This is a genomic window from Paenibacillus sp. FSL R5-0527 (assembly GCF_038008055.1).
Lineage (GTDB): Bacteria > Bacillota > Bacilli > Paenibacillales > Paenibacillaceae > Fontibacillus > Fontibacillus macerans.
Genome location: NZ_JBBOYI010000001.1, coordinates 5,636,288 through 5,652,500, shown reverse-complemented (window position 1 = coordinate 5,652,500; position 16,213 = coordinate 5,636,288). Strand labels below are relative to the sequence as shown.

The window sequence follows — 16,213 nt, the reverse complement described above, 5'->3', positions numbered from 1 at the left end:
TGGAATTATATTTGTTGTAATTTCCATCCCCTTTAGACTTAAAGGGGTATTTGCATTGCGGCGATTTGACGCCAAAAAGGAGGTTTTTCATGAATGTATCAAGTGATGATCGTGGATGATGAACCGAAGCTGCGCACAGGGTTGAAAACGCTTATTCCATGGGAGAGCTTGGGGTATGAGGTGGCGGCTGCGGCGGCAGGCGGAAACGAAGCCCTTCGTCTGTTACAAGGGAACGTTCCCGACTTGCTGATCGTCGATATTCGGATGCCCGGCATGGACGGGCTGCAGCTTATTCAGGAAATACGCTCTTTGGGTTTTGCGCCGCATTTCCTGATTTTAAGCGGGTACGCCGATTTCGAATATGCGCGCAAAGCGCTGGAATTCGGCGCGGACGGGTACTTGCTGAAGCCGGTCAACAAGGAGGAATTGACCGCCAAGCTGCAGCAGCTAAGCCGCAAGCTGGAACAGGAGCGGCGGGAGGATTGGCTCAAAAACGGAACGTTGACGAAGGAATGGCTGGTTTACTCCCTGCTGACCGGACAGCTCCGGGAAGGCGGGGACAAGCTCCGGGAAATGGCCGAACAAGCCGGCCTGCTATGGCCCTGCTATGAAATCGTGCTCGTCGGGCTGGACGTTGCCGAGCCGGAACGGGCCGAAGCTCTGCTGCATTTCCGGACGAAGCTGGCTTCCGCTTTTAAGGACGGCGGGCGGGGGATCGTGTTCGGGATCGCGCCTTACACCGTGATTTTGAACAATGGACCGCTGCGGAGCGAATCCGACCGAAAGCGGCTTTATCGCGAGCTGCGGATGCTTGCGGGCGAATGGAGCGGGCAAATGGACGCCGCCGCCGGGGGAGCCGTGGCCGAGCTTCAGCGCGTCGGACAATCGTACAAGGCGGCCGAAACGCTCCTGGAGCGCCGCTTTTTTTACGCGCCGGGAAACTTGTTGGGCCCGGATACGCCCCGGGATTTTGCCGGAATCCCGCAAACCGGGCTTCGCGGGGATCGGCTGGATGAAGGGGAGCTGGCGTTCCGCCTGTTTTATTTCGCGGATGTCGGCGATGCCGGAGCCCTGGAGCCGCTGCTGGCGTCAGCCCTGCGGCAGTGGGTGGCCGAGGGAACCGGGGAGACGGAGATCAAGCAAAAGCTGTTTCAGGCGGCGAACGAGGTGATCCGTAAAGTTCCGCTGGAGCTCAGGAGTCAACCCGAGCATTCGCTGGAGCCGGCCGCATTTTTGAGCGGGATTTACGAGCAAAGGCATATTCGCGGGCTGTTCGATTACGTGCTGCGGTTCCTTGAAAAGCTTGCCATGTCCGCGGACGATCCCGACCAGGACCAGGAAATCAAAAGGCTGCTCGACTTCATCCACCGCCACTATCACGAAAATCTCCGGCTGGAGATGATGGCCGGCCTGTTTAATTACAGCAGCGCTTATCTGGGGCAGCTGTTCAAGAAGAAAACCGGGGAGTACTTCAACGCTTATCTGGATAAAGTGAGGATTCAAAAAGCAAAGGAACTGCTGGCCCGGGGCATGAAGGTGTATGAGGCCGCGGAACGGGTCGGTTACGCCAACGCGAACAATTTTTACGAAAAATTCAAAAAGCTGGAGGGACGTTGTCCTTCCGAATACCGGCACAAACCGTATTAATGAAAACGCTGAAACTTTCGGAAAACCGTCTAAATTGCCGGGTGAAATCTCCGAAATTTCGCGTATGTCCCAAACGGCCGAGTTGAATTACGATAAACGCGAGGAGGGAGGGGAAGAAATGAAAACGGTAACAGCCGAGCCGCGGAGCGGAGGCGGTTTAGGGCGGAAGCCGCAAAGGTGGAAGGTGTTTAAGAGCCAGAAGTATCTGTACCTGATGTCGTTTCCGTTTGTGATCTGGGTGTTCGTGTTTCAATATTTGCCTCTCTGGGGCTGGACGATGGCCTTCCAAAACTACAAGCCGGGCAAAAGCTTTTGGGAGCAAAAGTGGGTGGGGCTGGAGCATTTCGAGGCCTTGTTCCGGGACGGCCATTTTTATCTCGTGTTAAGAAACACGCTGGCGATGAGCCTGATGGGCCTGGTCGCGGGGTTCGTGTTCCCGGTTATGTTCGCCCTGCTGCTGAACGAGGTCCGGGTTCAGGCGATGAAGCGGTTCGTGCAAACGGTCTCTTATTTGCCGCATTTCGTGTCCTGGGTCGTGGCCGCCGGTATCGTGAGCAAAATGCTGTCCACCGACGGCGGGGTTGTCAACGCGATTTTGGTCCAGTTGGGCCTGATCGACCAGCCGGTTCAGTTTATGGCCAAGGGGGAGCTGTTTTGGGGCATCGTGACGGCCGCCGACGTGTGGAAAGAGACAGGGTGGAACGCGATCATCTATTTGGCGGCGATTGCCGGCATCGGGCCGGAGCTGTACGAAGCGGCCCGCGTGGACGGGGCCAGCCGACTGAAGCAGATGTGGCATATTACGCTGCCGGGCATCCGGCCGACCATCGTCGTGCTGCTCATTATGTCGATCGGGCATCTGATCGGCATCGGGTTCGAGAAGCAGTTCCTGCTCGGCAATCATATGGTCAGCGACTATTCGGAGGTGCTCGATTTGTACGCCCTTAATTACGGGTTGTCGATGGGCCGTTATTCCTTTGGTACGGCGATCAACATTTTCAACTCGGTGATCAGCCTGCTCTTATTGTTTATTGCCAACGGAACGTTCAAAAAATTCACGAACGAAAGCATTATGTAGAACGGAAAGAGGGGGGGTTGAACAAGGAAACGGCCAAAACCTCGGCGCCCGTCAGAGGCGGCAAAGCCGGCAAACGGGCTTCCAGGCCGCTTTCGGACTGGATTTTTGACGGCGTGGTGTATTTGTTGATTTCCCTGATTACGGTGGTCACGCTGTATCCGTTTTTGAACGTGCTGGCGATCTCCTTCAACGATTCGGTGGACACGGTGCGCGGCGGCATTACCGTCTATCCGCGCGAGTTTACGCTGGAAAATTACAAGCAGATTTTCAGCTACGGCGGTTTGGTGACCGGGTTCAAAATTTCCGTTCTGCGGACCGTCGCCGGGACCGCCGCCGGCCTCGTCAGCGGCTCCATGGTCGCTTATACGCTGGCCCGGAGCGATTTTCAGGGGAGAAAATTCGTATCCACATATCTCGCAATCACGATGTACGTTTCCGGCGGCTTGATTCCGGGGTTCATTCTGATCCGCAATCTGGATTTGATCAACACTTTTGCCGTGTATATCCTTCCGGGCCTTGTAAGCGCATTCAATATTTTCGTCATCCGCTCGTTTATCGACGGCATTCCGTATGCGCTGCAGGAATCGGCCAAGCTGGACGGGGCCAACGATTTTACGATTTACTGGCGCGTCATCCTGCCGCTGTGCAAGCCGGCGCTCGCCACCGTCGCGCTGTTCCTGGCGGTCGGCCAGTGGAATTCCTGGTTTGATACGTATTTGTACAACGGCTCGAACGATGCTTTGACGACGCTGCAGTATGAGCTGATGAAGGTGCTGCAAAGCACGACGACGAACGCGAACAACATTCGCGGGGAGAACATGACCCAGTTGATGGCGCAGGTGTCGCCGGATTCCGTCAAAATGGCGATCACGATCATCGCGACGGTGCCGATCCTGGTCGTCTATCCTTTCTTGCAAAAATATTTCGTCAAAGGGATGACCTTGGGGGCTGTAAAAAGCTGATATTTAACACAAAAAAGGAGTGATATCGCATGCGGAAGGCAAAAAAGACCAAGGCGGCGGCGCTGCTTTTGGGATGGTTCCTGCTGCTGGGCCAGCTTGCGGGCTGCGGCGGGGGAAGTGCGGGAACGTCCGGGGGCGGAACGAACGGGGCGGCTGAAAACGGCGGCCAGAGTCCGAACGGTTCCGGGCCGGTCACCCTGACTTATTTTTCCGAGGATGCCAGCAGCAACTGGAACAACATGCAGGATCGCGTCGGCAAGGTGCTTACGGAAAAAACCGGCGTGATTCTCGATGCGGAGTTTGCGGTCGGCGATCCCGTGCAGAAGGTTTCGATCATGGCGGCCACCGGAGACGTGCCCGATCTGATCGCCGCCAAATCCGATCTCGGCAAGTTGATCGATGTCGGCGCCGTGCTCGATTTGACGGACCTGATCGACAAACATGCCCCGAATATCAAAAAGATGCTGGGCGACAAAATCGTCCGTATCAAATACAGCCTGGACGATCCGGCGATATACGCGATTCCGACCTGGTCTTCGGTGGATGAGCGGAAGTTCAAAGCCGAAGGCGGGTTCCAGTTGCAGCATCGCGTCGTTAAGGAAGCGGGATATCCGGAAATCCGCACGGTCGAGGATTACGAGAAGGTCATTAAGGACTATTTGGCCAAGCACCCTACGGACGAGAACGGCAACAAAAATATCGGGCTTACGCTCAACGCCGACGATTGGCATATGTACCAGGTGACGAACATGGGCTTCATGACGACCGGCGCGCCGGATGACGGGGAATATTACGTGAACCAGGAGACGTTTGACGTCACCTATCATTTCCGCCGTCCGGAGGAACGGGAATACTTCCGCTGGCTCAACCACATGAACGACATCGGGCTGCTTGACCCGGAGAGCTTTGTGCAAAAAACGGACCAGTTCAGAGCGAAGGTCGCTTCGGGACGCGTGCTGGGGCTGATCGATCCCGCCTGGGACTTCGGCGAAGCCCAGCAGGCGCTGAAAGCGGCCGGGAAATTCGATCAGACTTACGGGCATTACCCGGTTACGCTGACCGAGGAATACAAGGACACGAGCTTCTGGCCGGCCGGTTTTGACGGCGGGTACGGCATCGCGATCTCCAGCAAATGCAAAGATCCGGTGGCCGCGATCAAATTCCTCGACTTCCTGGCGTCCGAAGAAGGGCAAATCCTCAACAACTGGGGCATCGAAGGCACCGATTACGTGGTGCAGGACGGCAAACGTGTCGTTCCGGCGGATATCCAGCAAAAGATGGATAGCCAAGGCAGCGCCTACACGAAAGAATCGGGCATCGGCTTATACTGGAACCTGATGGTTCATTACGGGGACGGAATCAAGGATTCGACCGGCAATTATTTTACGAAATCGAATCCTGAGCTGCTGACGGCCACCTACAGCGAACCGGAAAAAGAGGCGCTTGCCGCTTACGGCATCGAACATTGGCGCGATCTGTTCCCGAAGGAAGAGGAGTTCCCGGAAAGAAAAGCCGGCGCCGTTTACAACATCGCCTTGCCCAGCGACAGCACGGCCGCCATTCTCGGGACCAAAATGCGGGACATCACCTGGAAACGCATCCCGGAAGCGATTATGGCCGAACCGAGCAGGTTCGACCAAATCTGGGACGCTTACCTGGCCGAGCTGGAAAAAGCGGGGGTTAAAGAGATGGAGGAGGCGTACGGTCAATTCGTCAAAGACCGCGTGAAGCTGTGGAGCGGGGAATGATTTAGATGGTCCGCTGGAATGGTACGCTGGCCCGTACGTTCGCGTACGGGCCATATTTATTGGGCCGTTGTACCTATTGTTCAGAAATTGTAGAGAATGGTGTGGTACGATAAAGTAATTATATTTTTCAGAGATAACATCGCAGAAAGTCGGGACGCAAAATGATGATGGAAGGCAGCTACAACTACTATATCGTCGCGCTATCGGCAGCCATCGCGATATTGGCGTCGTATTCCGCATTAAGCATCGCCGCCAAAATTTCGTCCTCTGACGGAAAAATGAGGTTGTTCTGGCTGTTCGGCGGCTCGCTCGTCATGGGAAGCGGCGTTTGGTCCATGCATTTTGTGGGAATGCTGGCGTTTCATCTGCATGTTCAAGTGAAATACGATGCTTGGCTTACCCTGCTGTCGATGGGGGCCAGCGTCACCTCGTCGTTTATCGCGTTTTATATCACCATGCCAAACGACGTCAAGCGTTATCAAATTGCCATCGGCGGCCTGATGATGGGAGCCGGGATCGTGAGTATGCATTACATAGGAATGGAAGCGATGATCATGCCGGCGGGGCTGTCGTACGATAAAACGCTGTGGGCGTTGTCGGCGGTCATTGCGGTTGCCGCGTCTTACGCGGCGCTGTTTTTGTTCTTGCGCTTCCGCAGCCAGAAAGCGTTCAGTTGGTTGAAATGGATGTCCGCGGTCGTGATGGGCTTTGCGATCTGCGGGATGCATTATACGGGAATGAAAGCGGCGCGGTTTCACACCGCCATGGACATGGATATGAGCATGAGCATGGCTCGCGATTCCTCCATGGACATCTTTTTGCTGTTTGCCGTCACCGTGACGATATTCATCATCCTGCTGGTATCCTGGGGAGCGATATTTTTTGACCGCCACGTCCTCGAGAAAATGGCGTACATGGACACCATCACCGGACTTCCCAACCGCAACGAGATGAACCGGTTTTTTGACAAATATACGGGCGGCGAGACCTTGGCGGTGCTGTTCATCGACCTGGACCAGTTTAAAGCGATTAACGATACATTAGGGCACAATGTCGGCGATTTGCTGGTTCAGGAAGTGGGGTATCGCCTGCGGCAGTTTGTTCGCCCGGACCGGAAGGCTTTCCGGATCGGGGGCGACGAATTTCTGTTCATCGTAAAAGGGTGCGAGCGGGAACAAGCCGAACAACTGGCGGGGGAAATTTTAAAGAGCATCAAGCAAGTGGTCCGGGTGGAGGGGAATGAGCTGTACGTCACGGGGAGCATCGGCATCAGCATTGGTTCGATCCGGGAATCCGACCGTTCCGTCCTGCTCAAGACCGCCGATACGGCGATGTACAAGGCCAAAGGCTTGGGCAAAAACCAGTATTCGGTTTACACCGATGAAATGGGCGTCAAAGAGGTCCGCAAAATGGAATTGGAGAAGGATTTGCAGCTTGCGCTGGAGCAGCGCCAGTTCTATATCGAATATCAGCCGAAATGGAATGTGAAAATGAACCGGATGGCGGGATTTGAGGCGCTGCTCCGCTGGCAGCACCCCCGTTTGGGGATCGTTACGCCGACGGAATTTATTCCGCTGGCCGAAGAAACGGGGCTGATCGTCCCGATTACCCGCTGGACCATGGAAGAAGCCTGCCGCCAATGCAAGGTATGGCAGAGTCAGGGCATCCGCCAGCCGGTGTCCGTGAATTTGTCCGGGCGCCTGTTTCATACCGATAGCTTGATCGATATGGTGCAAAGCGCGCTGGCGGCGGCGGAGCTCGCCCCGGACATGCTGGAGCTGGAAATCACGGAATCCATGGTGCTTTACGACATTAACGAGATCGTCCGGCAGCTGGAAGCGGTGCGGAAATTGGGCGTACGGGTGTCCATAGACGACTTCGGCACAGGATATTCGTCGATCGGGCTGCTCGATAGGATTCCGATCGACGCGCTCAAGCTGGACCGCCTGTTTATCAATGACCTGGAGTCCCCCAGCAAACGCGCTATCATTAAAGCGATCGTCTTGATGGCGGAGAAGCTGCGGCTGGATGTGGTCGCCGAAGGCGTGGAAGACAAGGAGCACATCGATTTTTTGATGCAGCTGGGCTGTCACGTCATGCAAGGTTTTTTCTACGGCAAGCCGATGAAAAACGAGGAAATCGCCGATTGGATAAGGTCGGCGGGAACGGGGACGGGTGGCGCCTTGCAGGCAGTGAAAGAATCCGGTGCGGGCGCGGCAATCGATTAATTGGCTCTGATGATTGCCGAGTCTTGCCGAGTTGCTTGTTTATAGCCGCCTTTGTGAGCTGGTTGTCTAGTTGGTGTGGTGGCTAGTTGCTGCTGCTGGCCGGTCGGGTGGTTGCTTGGCTAGTTGTCATGTAGCCTGGCCGGCGAGGGTTCAATTTCTAACGGATGCCACAAGCGCTATTTGTTCCAAAAACAATGATTCCAAACTCTAACGGTTGCCATGACGCTTATTTCACCTAAATCCGGCTATTTTTGCGTAGATTCGGGCAAATAACAACGCTAGCAACCGTTAGAATTTAGAATAGGTCTTTTTTTGGAAAATAGCCGCTGCTACAACCGTAAAATTTCCGGTCAAGCGGTATTCGGCCGACCAGGTCTATGTTACTATTAAATAGGGAAAATTATCCGGGAGGTAGAATTCATGAAAAAGCGGATTGTTGTCTTGAGTGTGGCGATCATGATGGTCGCGGCAAGCGCTGCCCCTGCCGGTGCGCATCCGGGCCGTACCGATGCCAATGGAGGCCATACGTGCCGGACCAACTGCGAGAAGTGGGGGTTGGAGTATGGGGAGTACCATTATCATAATGGCGGAGGTTCAAGCTCCAAGTCCGGCGGCGATAAATCCAACAGCAGTAAATCCGGTTCGAGTACAAAAAGCAGTTCTGCTTCGAAGAAAAAGCCGGCGAACAAGAAAACGTCCAGCAAGCCTGCCGCTCCCGCCTATCAAACGACAAATTTGACGTTGAAAGTAAACGGCGAGCAGGTGTCATTGGAGCATTCTCCCATCATGATTCAAAATACGAACCTCGTCCCTCTGCGCGAATTGGCGAAAAGTTTGGGGGCATCAACGACCTGGGATCCCGACTCCCAAACGATCGGCGTCTCCAAAGACGACAATAAGATCACATTGACGATCGGTAGCACAACGGTGTTCTATAATGGCGTTCAAGAGACGATCGGCGCCGCGCCGAAGATCGTCGAAGGTGTTACTTACGTGCCGGCGCAGGCCGTTGCCAAAGGATTAAAAGCAAACTTAAGCTACGATAAAGAGTCGGAGGTTTTGGACATAACACTGTGAGGCCTAGGCCTCAAGCCAATTAAATGTTATCGTTATTGCGATTTACAAGCACAAATGCTGCGATATACGGGTACAAATCCCGTCTGCGGGGTTTGTGCTTTTTGTTTGCCCTTTTTGGAAGGGAGCCATTGACAAGGGGATCCGGATCAATATAAAGTAAACTTAAAGTTTACTTTATTGCATACATGTGCAAACTGTGGGAGGGAGCCTATTGGGGACTCAGGAACGAAGACAGAAGGAACAGGAAATCCGCCGAAACGACATCATCGAAGCGGCGGAGAAGGTTTTTTTCGAAAAAGGGTACCATTCGGCCACCATGGATGACGTAGCCAAGGCGGCGGAATTTAGTAAAAGAACGGTATACATCTACTTTACCGGTAAGGAACAAATTTATTTTGAAATCATGATCCGGGGTTACAGACGGCTGATCGGCATGCTGCAGGAGGATTTGAATAATGGGGATTTTGCGGACGCGATTGAAGCGATCAGGCGGATGGGCTGGACGATGTACCGGTTCAACCGAACGTTTCCGGACTATTTTAAGGCGATTATGGAATATGAAACCGGAGAACGCGATTTTCAAAAAGGAATCCCGGATGCGTCAAGGGAAGAATGTTATGGGCTCGGCGAAGAAATCATGGGAACCTTAATTGGCCTGCTGAAAAAAGGAATAGCGGAGGGTTCCGTCCGCGCGGATCTTGATCCGGTCAAAACGGCGTTAGTTTCATGGGCCTGTATTATCGGCGTTTTTAACACCGCAAGCAAGAAGGAAAAATATATGCAGAGCTACTACGGCACAACGGCGGAGGAACTGGTTTCGGAATCGATTGCGCTGATTATTTCGTCTATTCAGTCCGGGAGGGAAGGAAAGGTCCAATGAGCCGGAGAAGGGGGAGGAGAGCCATGTTGATAGCGATAGCGGGGATCGCAGGTTTAGGTCTGGCGGCCTTTGCGGGACTGCTGCTGGTTAGCGGAGCGTATAAGCCCGCCGAATATTTGGAGCCTTGGCAAAAAAATACGGCACGGCAGTTTGACGACCCGCGTGTTCGCCTTACCGCCCACGGTTTGCTGGCGGCCAGCGGACATAACATGCAGCCGTGGAAGATCAAGCTTGACGACAGCGATCCGCTGGCTTTTTATCTGTACGCCGACAGTGAACGCCTGTCCGAACAAGCGGACCCGCTTTCAAGGCAAATGATGGTGAGCCAAGGCACGTTTTTAGAGTATGTGCGGGTGGCCGGACGGCAGTTGGGTTACGAAACATCCGTCACATTGTTCCCATATGGCGGATATGACGAAGGGAACCTGCGGGCAAGCATGGACGCTAAACCGGCAGCAAGGATCGAACTTGAACAAACGGACCCGCAAAGCGAGCCGTTATATGACTTCCTGTTTTTGCCGGATACGAACAGATTGGCGTATCAGTTGGACAAGCTTACCCTGAAAGAGGTCAAAACGCTTGAGCGCTTGAGCGTGGGGGGCGGCATCACCGTCAAGGTGTACCAGGACGAGGAAGATGTGCGCAAGCTGGGAAGCTACGCGCTTAGAGCCGCCGCGATCGAAGCGGGCGTAAGCCGCGTGATGGAGGAGGCGGGCGTTATCTTCCGTGCCAATGAACGCGAGAAAAACAGTGACCGGTATGGCTTTTCCGTGGAAGGGCAGGGAACCTCCGGCATCATGCGGCATGTTGTACAGGCGTTGGTTACCTTGTTCCCGTCGATGAACACCGGGCAAGCCGCGGCCGATCGGTATGTGCGGACCGCCGAAGAGTCGGTCTCCGGCACCTCCGCTTACGTGATGATCCTTTCGAGCGGCAACAGCCGCACGAGTCAAATCGAAAGCGGCATGACGTACAGTCAATTGATCCTGGAAGCGCACCGCTTGGGGCTGGCGATGCAGCCGCTCAGCCAGGCGCTGGAGGAGTATGCCGAGATGAAGGAGCTGTACGACGGCATCCACCGTGAGTATGCTCCCGGCGGAGAGACCATCCAGATGCTCGTCCGCATCGGCCGCCCTACGCGGGAGGTTCCGCAAACAATGCGCCGCGATGTGCGGGAGTTGATCGTGGAAAACTAGTCCGATTCGTAAACCCCCTCCGGAAGTCGGCCCGAGTAGATTAAGCATCTGTTTAGCACGCTATGAAGGGTCTGCGCATCGTAAACTTGAGCGTCATGATTGTGCCGGATCACTTTGCCGACCCAATCTACGGCTTTTTCATAAGACTCGGCATGATACACAGGGACATGAAAATGGCCCAGTTGGATATGCAGCTTATACTCTTCTTCCGTTGGCGTAATGCCGATTCTGCGCAGCTGCCGGTATTGCACCTTTTTTAAACTCTGTTCTTGGATGGACCGGTGTTGCCTTGATACTTGTCCTTCATGGGACCGGTAATAAAGAACGCAATAGGGCAAATTCGCCAACCGGGTGACTTGGCCAAGCCGTTCCCATAACTCATAATCCTCGGCGTGTTTATATTGTTCGTCATAACGGAAGCCCTGATTTTGCAGTACGCTTGTACGCATCATCACGGTTGGGTGGCAAAGACACGGGTGAAACAGCTGCCAGCAGCGGATTCCATCATGGGTGACCGGTTTGGGGATAAGTTCGCGGTTATGCAGCCATTTCATCAACCCACCCAAAACCCCAACTTCGGGATGGGCGTCGAGATATGCGACCTGGCGCTCCAATCGCTTTGGAAGGGAGAGATCATCGGCGTCCATTCTGGCGATATACTCCCCGCCGGCCATTTCAATGCCCTGATTGAGGGAGTAAATCAGCCCCCTATTTATCTTGTGACTTATGAGACGAATCCTAGGATTCTTCAACTGCTGCAGTTTCGCTAAGGTGTCATCCTGTGAACCGTCGTCAATGATGATAAATTCAAAATCTTTCAATGTTTGATCCAAAATACTCTGTGCGGATCTAAGAATATAGCGCGACGAATTGTAAGTTGGGAGAAGCACAGTAACTTTAGGCACCGCCATCCCTTCCTTTTTTGTGAGGTGATTTTCTAAGCCATCCTATGTTGTCTTTGATGTGCATTAAACGGACAGCTACCGGACAGAAAAAATAAGTTTAGCGGATGGGAGAGGAGACGGTACGTAACCGAACATAAATGCAGTTTTGCGGAGTTGCATGTATATTAAGCAGAACATATAATAAAGATATAAAGGAGCCGTGCCGGTAGCACGACTCCTTACACAGTAGCCGCTTTTAAGGGCGGAGGCTCGTTTAACCGTGGAAGTTAGGCTCCCAGGTCGTCAAATCCAAGGGGGCCTACTTCTTTTTTAAGTAGGTAAGTAAAGCGAGAAGAAACATCCCGAACATTAACATAAGGGATAATGCTTCCTTTACTTCCATGGGACCACCTCCTTTCGGAAAAGTGGAACCATGCCGCCCTTGCAAGCCGTTCTACCGGGCAGGAATATTATACCATAGATTACATGAGGCAGCCTCGTCAGGGGCTGCTGCTTTTTCTATCTCTCAACCTATATAAATTGAACTATAGAATAGGACAGATACGGCAAGAGGGTGAAATGATTCTGGAGAAGCGGCAGCGGTCGCCTTTGTGAGCGGATTTCTACTTTAACAGCCATCCGAGAGAAGTCCCCTTCCTCTATAGGGAGGGGATGAATATCGGCCAGGCGAAGCCTGGAAGCTCTTATTGCTTTGGTTTGTGGCATTTTATATAATCAGTCTTAAATAGAAATAAAGTTGGTGTATTAATGAAATTAGACTCAAATAATCATTCAGTGTTCTCCTTGAACTACCATCTCATACTTTGCATCAAATATCGTAAAAAGGTGCTAACGGATGAGATTTCCGGGTATGCGAAAAGCGTTTTTGAACGCATTGGAGCAAATTATCGTATTACGATAAGTGAATGGAATCACGATCACGATCATATTCATGTGCTTTTCAAGGCGCATCCAAACTCGGAACTATCCAAATTTATCAACGCCTATAAAAGTGCCAGTTCTCGTCTGATCAAGAAAGGTTTCCCCAATGTAAAGAAGAAATTGTGGAAAGAATATTTTTGGTCACAAAGCTACTGTCTGATTACCGTGGGTGGCGCACCTCTGGAAGTATTGAAAACCTATATTGAGAGTCAAGGGAAGGAGGTGAAAACGGAGTGATCCGATGTGTCAAAACAGCGTTTCGGACTTCCAAAGCCGACCTGGACAGACTGTTTGCGTGCAACCGGATTTCAGCGGAAATCTGGAATCAGTGTCTGTCGATCGCCAAGAACTATTCCTTGCTGCATGATGGAAAATGGATTGGAAAAACAGAACTTCAAACCTCCTTAAAAAATCAGTTCCCCCTTCACTCACAGTCCATACAGGCGGTTTGTCATAAATATCTGTTTGCCAGGGAGAGCGCAAGGCAAGCGAAAAACCAGGGCCTGAATACCAAATACCCCTACAAAAACAAGAAGTATTTCAACACGAAATGGGTAGACCAATCGTTCAAAATAAAGGGCAACAGGGTACAATTAAGTCTGGGCATTCAAAACGGCAAGCGCCAAGAGCCGATTCAGATTATCGTGGCCGACATGCCCGATGCCGAGATCAAAGAAATAGAACTGGTGTATGACCGAAAACTCATGGTATCTCTTTGCTATGAGGATGGGAAAGTAGCAGCGGCAAACGATGGAAGCGAGGTGGCAGGAGTTGATCTGGGTGAAATCCACTCGATTACGGCAACGACCACCGCAAACCAGTCGATCATCATCACGGGAAGAAAAGCAAGATGCATTCATCGGCTTCGAAACAAGAAGCTGGCCGAAATCCAGAAGCTGATGAGCAAATGCAAAAAGGGCAGTCGGCAATGGAAAAAGTACAAGAGGGCCAAAACCTACATACTCAGCAAAAGCGAACGCCAACTCCATGATGTCATTCATAAAACAACCAGGCAATTTGTTCAGTGGTGTAATGAAAATAACGTCAGAGAAGTCGTGATTGGCCAAGTGGAAGGCGTAGAGCGCCATACGAAAAAGAAGAAAAGAAAGACCGTCACGCAAAAGTTATCCAATTGGAGTTTCGGCAAGATTCGGAAACAACTCGAATACAAGCTTGAAGAACATGGAACAAGCGTGAAGATGGTGGATGAAAGCTACACGAGTCAACAATGTCCTTGTTGCGGTAGAAGAAAAAAGACTTCTACAAGAATCTATATATGTTCCTGTGGCTACAAAGAACATCGGGATGTTCATGGAAGCAAAGGAATATTGTCCAAATATCTGCATGGAGAAATCCGATATTTGGGCGAAACGAAATCGATCAAGTATCTACGGATCGCATAGTTTAGCGAGAAGTAGTAGACGGTGAGTTCCCACCCACTTGCAAAGTGTTGCTTACTGAACCATACCGTTAGATTTCCGCCTCTGGGAGCGAAAGCAAGTAGCCAACCTACTTGTTTGCAGAAAGTAACGGTATGGACTGGTAAGAAACCCCTACTTCTATGCGAAGCGTAAGTAGGGGAGGTTCATTAGAATTAGGTTAATAATAAGAAATCCGGGAACAACAGCGATCGGAAGAACATTTCACCCGTTTGCCTCTGTCCGTGCAAATTTTAGTTTAACTTATATAGAATCTCCCAATCTTTAAAAACCGGCTGCAGCCCGTTTTGATACAGCATCTCGCGAATCTCCGGCACGCTGCGCCCGTCCGAAATTTCAAATTGCGGCGTTCCTCCCGTATGGGTGTGGCCTCCAACCGCCGTGGACACGCCCGCCGACATCTTGGTCACCCCGAGATGCACAAGTTTATCGCGCAATAGAGCGGGTTCTCTGCTGGACAAGGTGATGCCGGCCCGGGGCAAAAAGAGCCGATACGCCGCTATAATCTGCGCCAGCGCCCTGTCCGAAACTTCCGATTCCGGATGAAAGTCTCCCAGAAAAGGACGGAATCTCGGGATCGACAAGCTGATCTCGCAGTCGGGGTACTTCTGCTGAAGATAATCGGCATGCAGCACCGTAATAAACGCCTCCTGCCGCCAATCATATAAGCCGAGCAGGGCGCCGATATTTACGGAACGAAATCCCGCTGCACAGCCGCGCTCCGGCGCGTCGAGGCGGTTTTTAAAATTACGCTTGGGGCCTTTAATATGCAGCTTCCCGTACGTTTCCCGATGATAAACCTCCTGAAAGACGGTTAAACTGTCAACGCCCGCCTCGGCCAGCTCCCGGTACTCGGTGACGGACATCGGATTCACTTCAATGCCGATCGAAGCAAAATACCCGCGCAAAACCTTGACGCAGTCCTTAATATAGCCGACCGGAGAGTCTTTGCGCGATTCGCCGGTTAGCAGCAAAATATGGCGGATGCCGGTAGAGGCGATCGCGGCCGCTTCCCGCTCGACTTCTTGCATATCCAATTTCCTGCGCGGAAAATCGTAGACGGAACTAAAGCTGCAATATTCGCAGTGATTCACGCAGAAATCGGACACATACATCGGGGTAAACAGCTGTATGGTATGACCGAACTGGCTCCGGGTCACCTGCCGGGCCATCTGGGCCAGCTCCTCCAGGTGCTTTCCGGCCGCCGGGGACAGCAAAACGAGCAGATCCTCTTCATTTATTCTTCGCTTTGCCAGCACCCGCCTAATATCCGCAGCGGAATATTGCGGCCAGCGCTCCTGAAAGGGAAACTGTTCCAACGACAATAGCCTGTTATAAAAACTCATTTGTTCGCTCCTATTCGTCCAGGAATCCGGTTAATGGGGAGGAGGCGACAGCTTCTTGCTGCACCGGGCCCAATCCCGCCAAATAGGCCTGTCTGCCCGCCGCCACCGCACTGCGGAACGCTTCCGCCATGCCAAGCGGATCGCGCGCGGTGGCGATCGCCGTGTTCAGTAAGACGGCGGCGGCTCCCATTTCCATCGCTTCCGCCGCTTCCGAAGGCCGGCCGATGCCGGCGTCCACGATGACAGGCAGCCCCGCTTCTTCGATCATCATGCCGATCATCTCTTTGGTGCGCAGGCCCCGGTTGCTGCCGATCGGGGATCCAAGCGGCATGACCGCGACAGCGCCCGCGTCCCTTAGCCGGAAGGAAGCCGTCAGATCCGGGTTCATATAAGGGAACACCGCGAATCCCTCGGCGGCAAGCACTTCCGTGGCTCTGATCGTCTCCATATTGTCCGGGAGCAGGTATCTTTGATCATTAATCACCTCTAATTTGATCCAATGGCCCATGTCCGCCGCCCGGGCAAGCCGGGCGATCCGGATGGCCTCTTCTGCGTTGCGGGCGCCGGAAGTGTTCGGCAAAAGCGTCATATGCGGCGGGATATGGTGAAGGAGATTTTCCTCCTCCCAGTCCGGGTTAACCCGCCTTAACGCTACGGTAATCACTTCCGCTCCCGACCTTGCGATCACTTCGGGAATCAGCGCATTGCGGTTATATTTGCCGGTTCCGATAAATAATCGGCTGGACAACGCCTTGCCGCCAATGTGAAATACATCTTCCATGCTTA

The 16,213-nt window shown here is 52.9% G+C and carries 14 protein-coding genes; 10 read left to right on the top strand and 4 right to left on the bottom strand.

The window, feature by feature from the left end; all coding sequences use genetic code 11:
* Positions 1–93 precede the first annotated feature (93 nt).
* The 8 genes from NYE69_RS25130 to NYE69_RS25095 all read left to right on the top strand — a co-directional run bounded on the left by NYE69_RS25130 (position 94) and on the right by NYE69_RS25095 (position 10,816).
* Entirely contained in the window at positions 94–1,647 is a 1,554-nt protein-coding gene (locus NYE69_RS25130; RefSeq protein WP_340928409.1) for a response regulator transcription factor, read from the top strand.
* Positions 1,648–1,765: 118 nt separating this feature from the next.
* Entirely contained in the window at positions 1,766–2,725 is a 960-nt protein-coding gene (locus tag NYE69_RS25125; RefSeq protein ID WP_340928408.1) for an ABC transporter permease, read from the top strand.
* 17 nt (positions 2,726–2,742) lie between these two features.
* Positions 2,743–3,687, top strand: a complete 945-nt coding sequence (locus NYE69_RS25120) for a carbohydrate ABC transporter permease (protein WP_445744790.1) — start codon at positions 2,743–2,745, stop codon at positions 3,685–3,687.
* 239 nt (positions 3,688–3,926) lie between these two features.
* On the top strand, positions 3,927–5,435 hold the full coding sequence (locus NYE69_RS25115) for an ABC transporter substrate-binding protein (protein ID WP_340930522.1): 1,509 nt from the start codon (positions 3,927–3,929) through the stop codon (positions 5,433–5,435).
* Positions 5,436–5,599: 164 nt separating this feature from the next.
* Positions 5,600–7,663 carry a bifunctional diguanylate cyclase/phosphodiesterase gene (locus NYE69_RS25110; RefSeq protein WP_340928407.1) on the top strand — a complete coding sequence of 688 codons (2,064 nt, stop codon included), beginning with the start codon at positions 5,600–5,602 and terminating at the stop codon, positions 7,661–7,663.
* Positions 7,664–8,083: 420 nt separating this feature from the next.
* Positions 8,084–8,740 carry a copper amine oxidase N-terminal domain-containing protein gene (locus tag NYE69_RS25105; protein WP_340928406.1) on the top strand — a complete coding sequence of 219 codons (657 nt, stop codon included), beginning with the start codon at positions 8,084–8,086 and terminating at the stop codon, positions 8,738–8,740.
* Positions 8,741–8,951: 211 nt separating this feature from the next.
* The gene (locus NYE69_RS25100) at positions 8,952–9,620 is read left to right on the top strand and encodes a TetR/AcrR family transcriptional regulator (RefSeq protein WP_340928404.1); all 669 of its coding nucleotides are present in this window, start codon (positions 8,952–8,954) and stop codon (positions 9,618–9,620) included.
* Between the two features lie 23 nt (positions 9,621–9,643).
* The gene (locus NYE69_RS25095; RefSeq protein WP_340928403.1) at positions 9,644–10,816 is read left to right on the top strand and encodes an Acg family FMN-binding oxidoreductase; all 1,173 of its coding nucleotides are present in this window, start codon (positions 9,644–9,646) and stop codon (positions 10,814–10,816) included.
* Here NYE69_RS25095 and NYE69_RS25090 read toward each other — a convergent pair.
* Positions 10,813–11,721 carry a glycosyltransferase family 2 protein gene (locus NYE69_RS25090; RefSeq protein WP_340928402.1) on the bottom strand — a complete coding sequence of 303 codons (909 nt, stop codon included), beginning with the start codon at positions 11,719–11,721 and terminating at the stop codon, positions 10,813–10,815. The two genes, NYE69_RS25095 and NYE69_RS25090, sit on opposite strands and share 4 nt — an antisense overlap.
* A 298-nt stretch (positions 11,722–12,019) precedes the next feature.
* Positions 12,020–12,103, bottom strand: a complete 84-nt coding sequence (locus NYE69_RS25085; protein ID WP_340930520.1) for a putative holin-like toxin — start codon at positions 12,101–12,103, stop codon at positions 12,020–12,022.
* 365 nt (positions 12,104–12,468) lie between these two features.
* Between NYE69_RS25085 and tnpA the strand changes: the two genes are divergently transcribed.
* Together tnpA and NYE69_RS25075 are read left to right on the top strand one after the other, a co-directional pair.
* Positions 12,469–12,879 (top strand): IS200/IS605 family transposase, encoded by a 411-nt coding sequence (tnpA, locus tag NYE69_RS25080; RefSeq protein ID WP_340928400.1) that lies wholly within the window; start codon positions 12,469–12,471, stop codon positions 12,877–12,879.
* A complete protein-coding gene (locus NYE69_RS25075; protein ID WP_340928399.1) occupies positions 12,876–14,045 on the top strand; it encodes an RNA-guided endonuclease InsQ/TnpB family protein in 1,170 nt (389 codons plus the stop codon). Before tnpA ends, NYE69_RS25075 begins: the two co-directional genes overlap by 4 nt.
* Positions 14,046–14,314: 269 nt before the next feature.
* On the opposite strand, the gene thiH is transcribed toward NYE69_RS25075, so the two are convergent.
* Both thiH and NYE69_RS25065 read right to left on the bottom strand, forming a co-directional pair.
* Positions 14,315–15,427, bottom strand: a complete 1,113-nt coding sequence (gene thiH / locus NYE69_RS25070; RefSeq protein ID WP_340928397.1) for a 2-iminoacetate synthase ThiH — start codon at positions 15,425–15,427, stop codon at positions 14,315–14,317.
* Between the two features lie 10 nt (positions 15,428–15,437).
* Entirely contained in the window at positions 15,438–16,208 is a 771-nt protein-coding gene (locus NYE69_RS25065) for a thiazole synthase (RefSeq protein ID WP_340928396.1), read from the bottom strand.
* Positions 16,209–16,213: the final 5 nt, after the last annotated feature.

Coding starts and splice junctions, on each gene's coding strand:
- NYE69_RS25105 (WP_340928406.1), top strand. CDS start 8,084: ATGAAAAAGCGGATTGTTGTCTTGAGTGTGGCGATCATGATGGTCGCG.
- NYE69_RS25095 (WP_340928403.1), top strand. CDS start 9,644: ATGTTGATAGCGATAGCGGGGATCGCAGGTTTAGGTCTGGCGGCCTTT.
- NYE69_RS25130 (WP_340928409.1), top strand. CDS start 94: ATGTATCAAGTGATGATCGTGGATGATGAACCGAAGCTGCGCACAGGG.
- NYE69_RS25115 (WP_340930522.1), top strand. CDS start 3,927: ATGCAGGATCGCGTCGGCAAGGTGCTTACGGAAAAAACCGGCGTGATT.
- NYE69_RS25110 (WP_340928407.1), top strand. CDS start 5,600: ATGATGGAAGGCAGCTACAACTACTATATCGTCGCGCTATCGGCAGCC.
- tnpA (WP_340928400.1), top strand. CDS start 12,469: ATGAAATTAGACTCAAATAATCATTCAGTGTTCTCCTTGAACTACCAT.
- NYE69_RS25085 (WP_340930520.1), bottom strand. CDS start 12,103: ATGGAAGTAAAGGAAGCATTATCCCTTATGTTAATGTTCGGGATGTTT.
- NYE69_RS25065 (WP_340928396.1), bottom strand. CDS start 16,208: ATGGAAGATGTATTTCACATTGGCGGCAAGGCGTTGTCCAGCCGATTA.
- thiH (WP_340928397.1), bottom strand. CDS start 15,427: ATGAGTTTTTATAACAGGCTATTGTCGTTGGAACAGTTTCCCTTTCAG.
- NYE69_RS25125 (WP_340928408.1), top strand. CDS start 1,766: ATGAAAACGGTAACAGCCGAGCCGCGGAGCGGAGGCGGTTTAGGGCGG.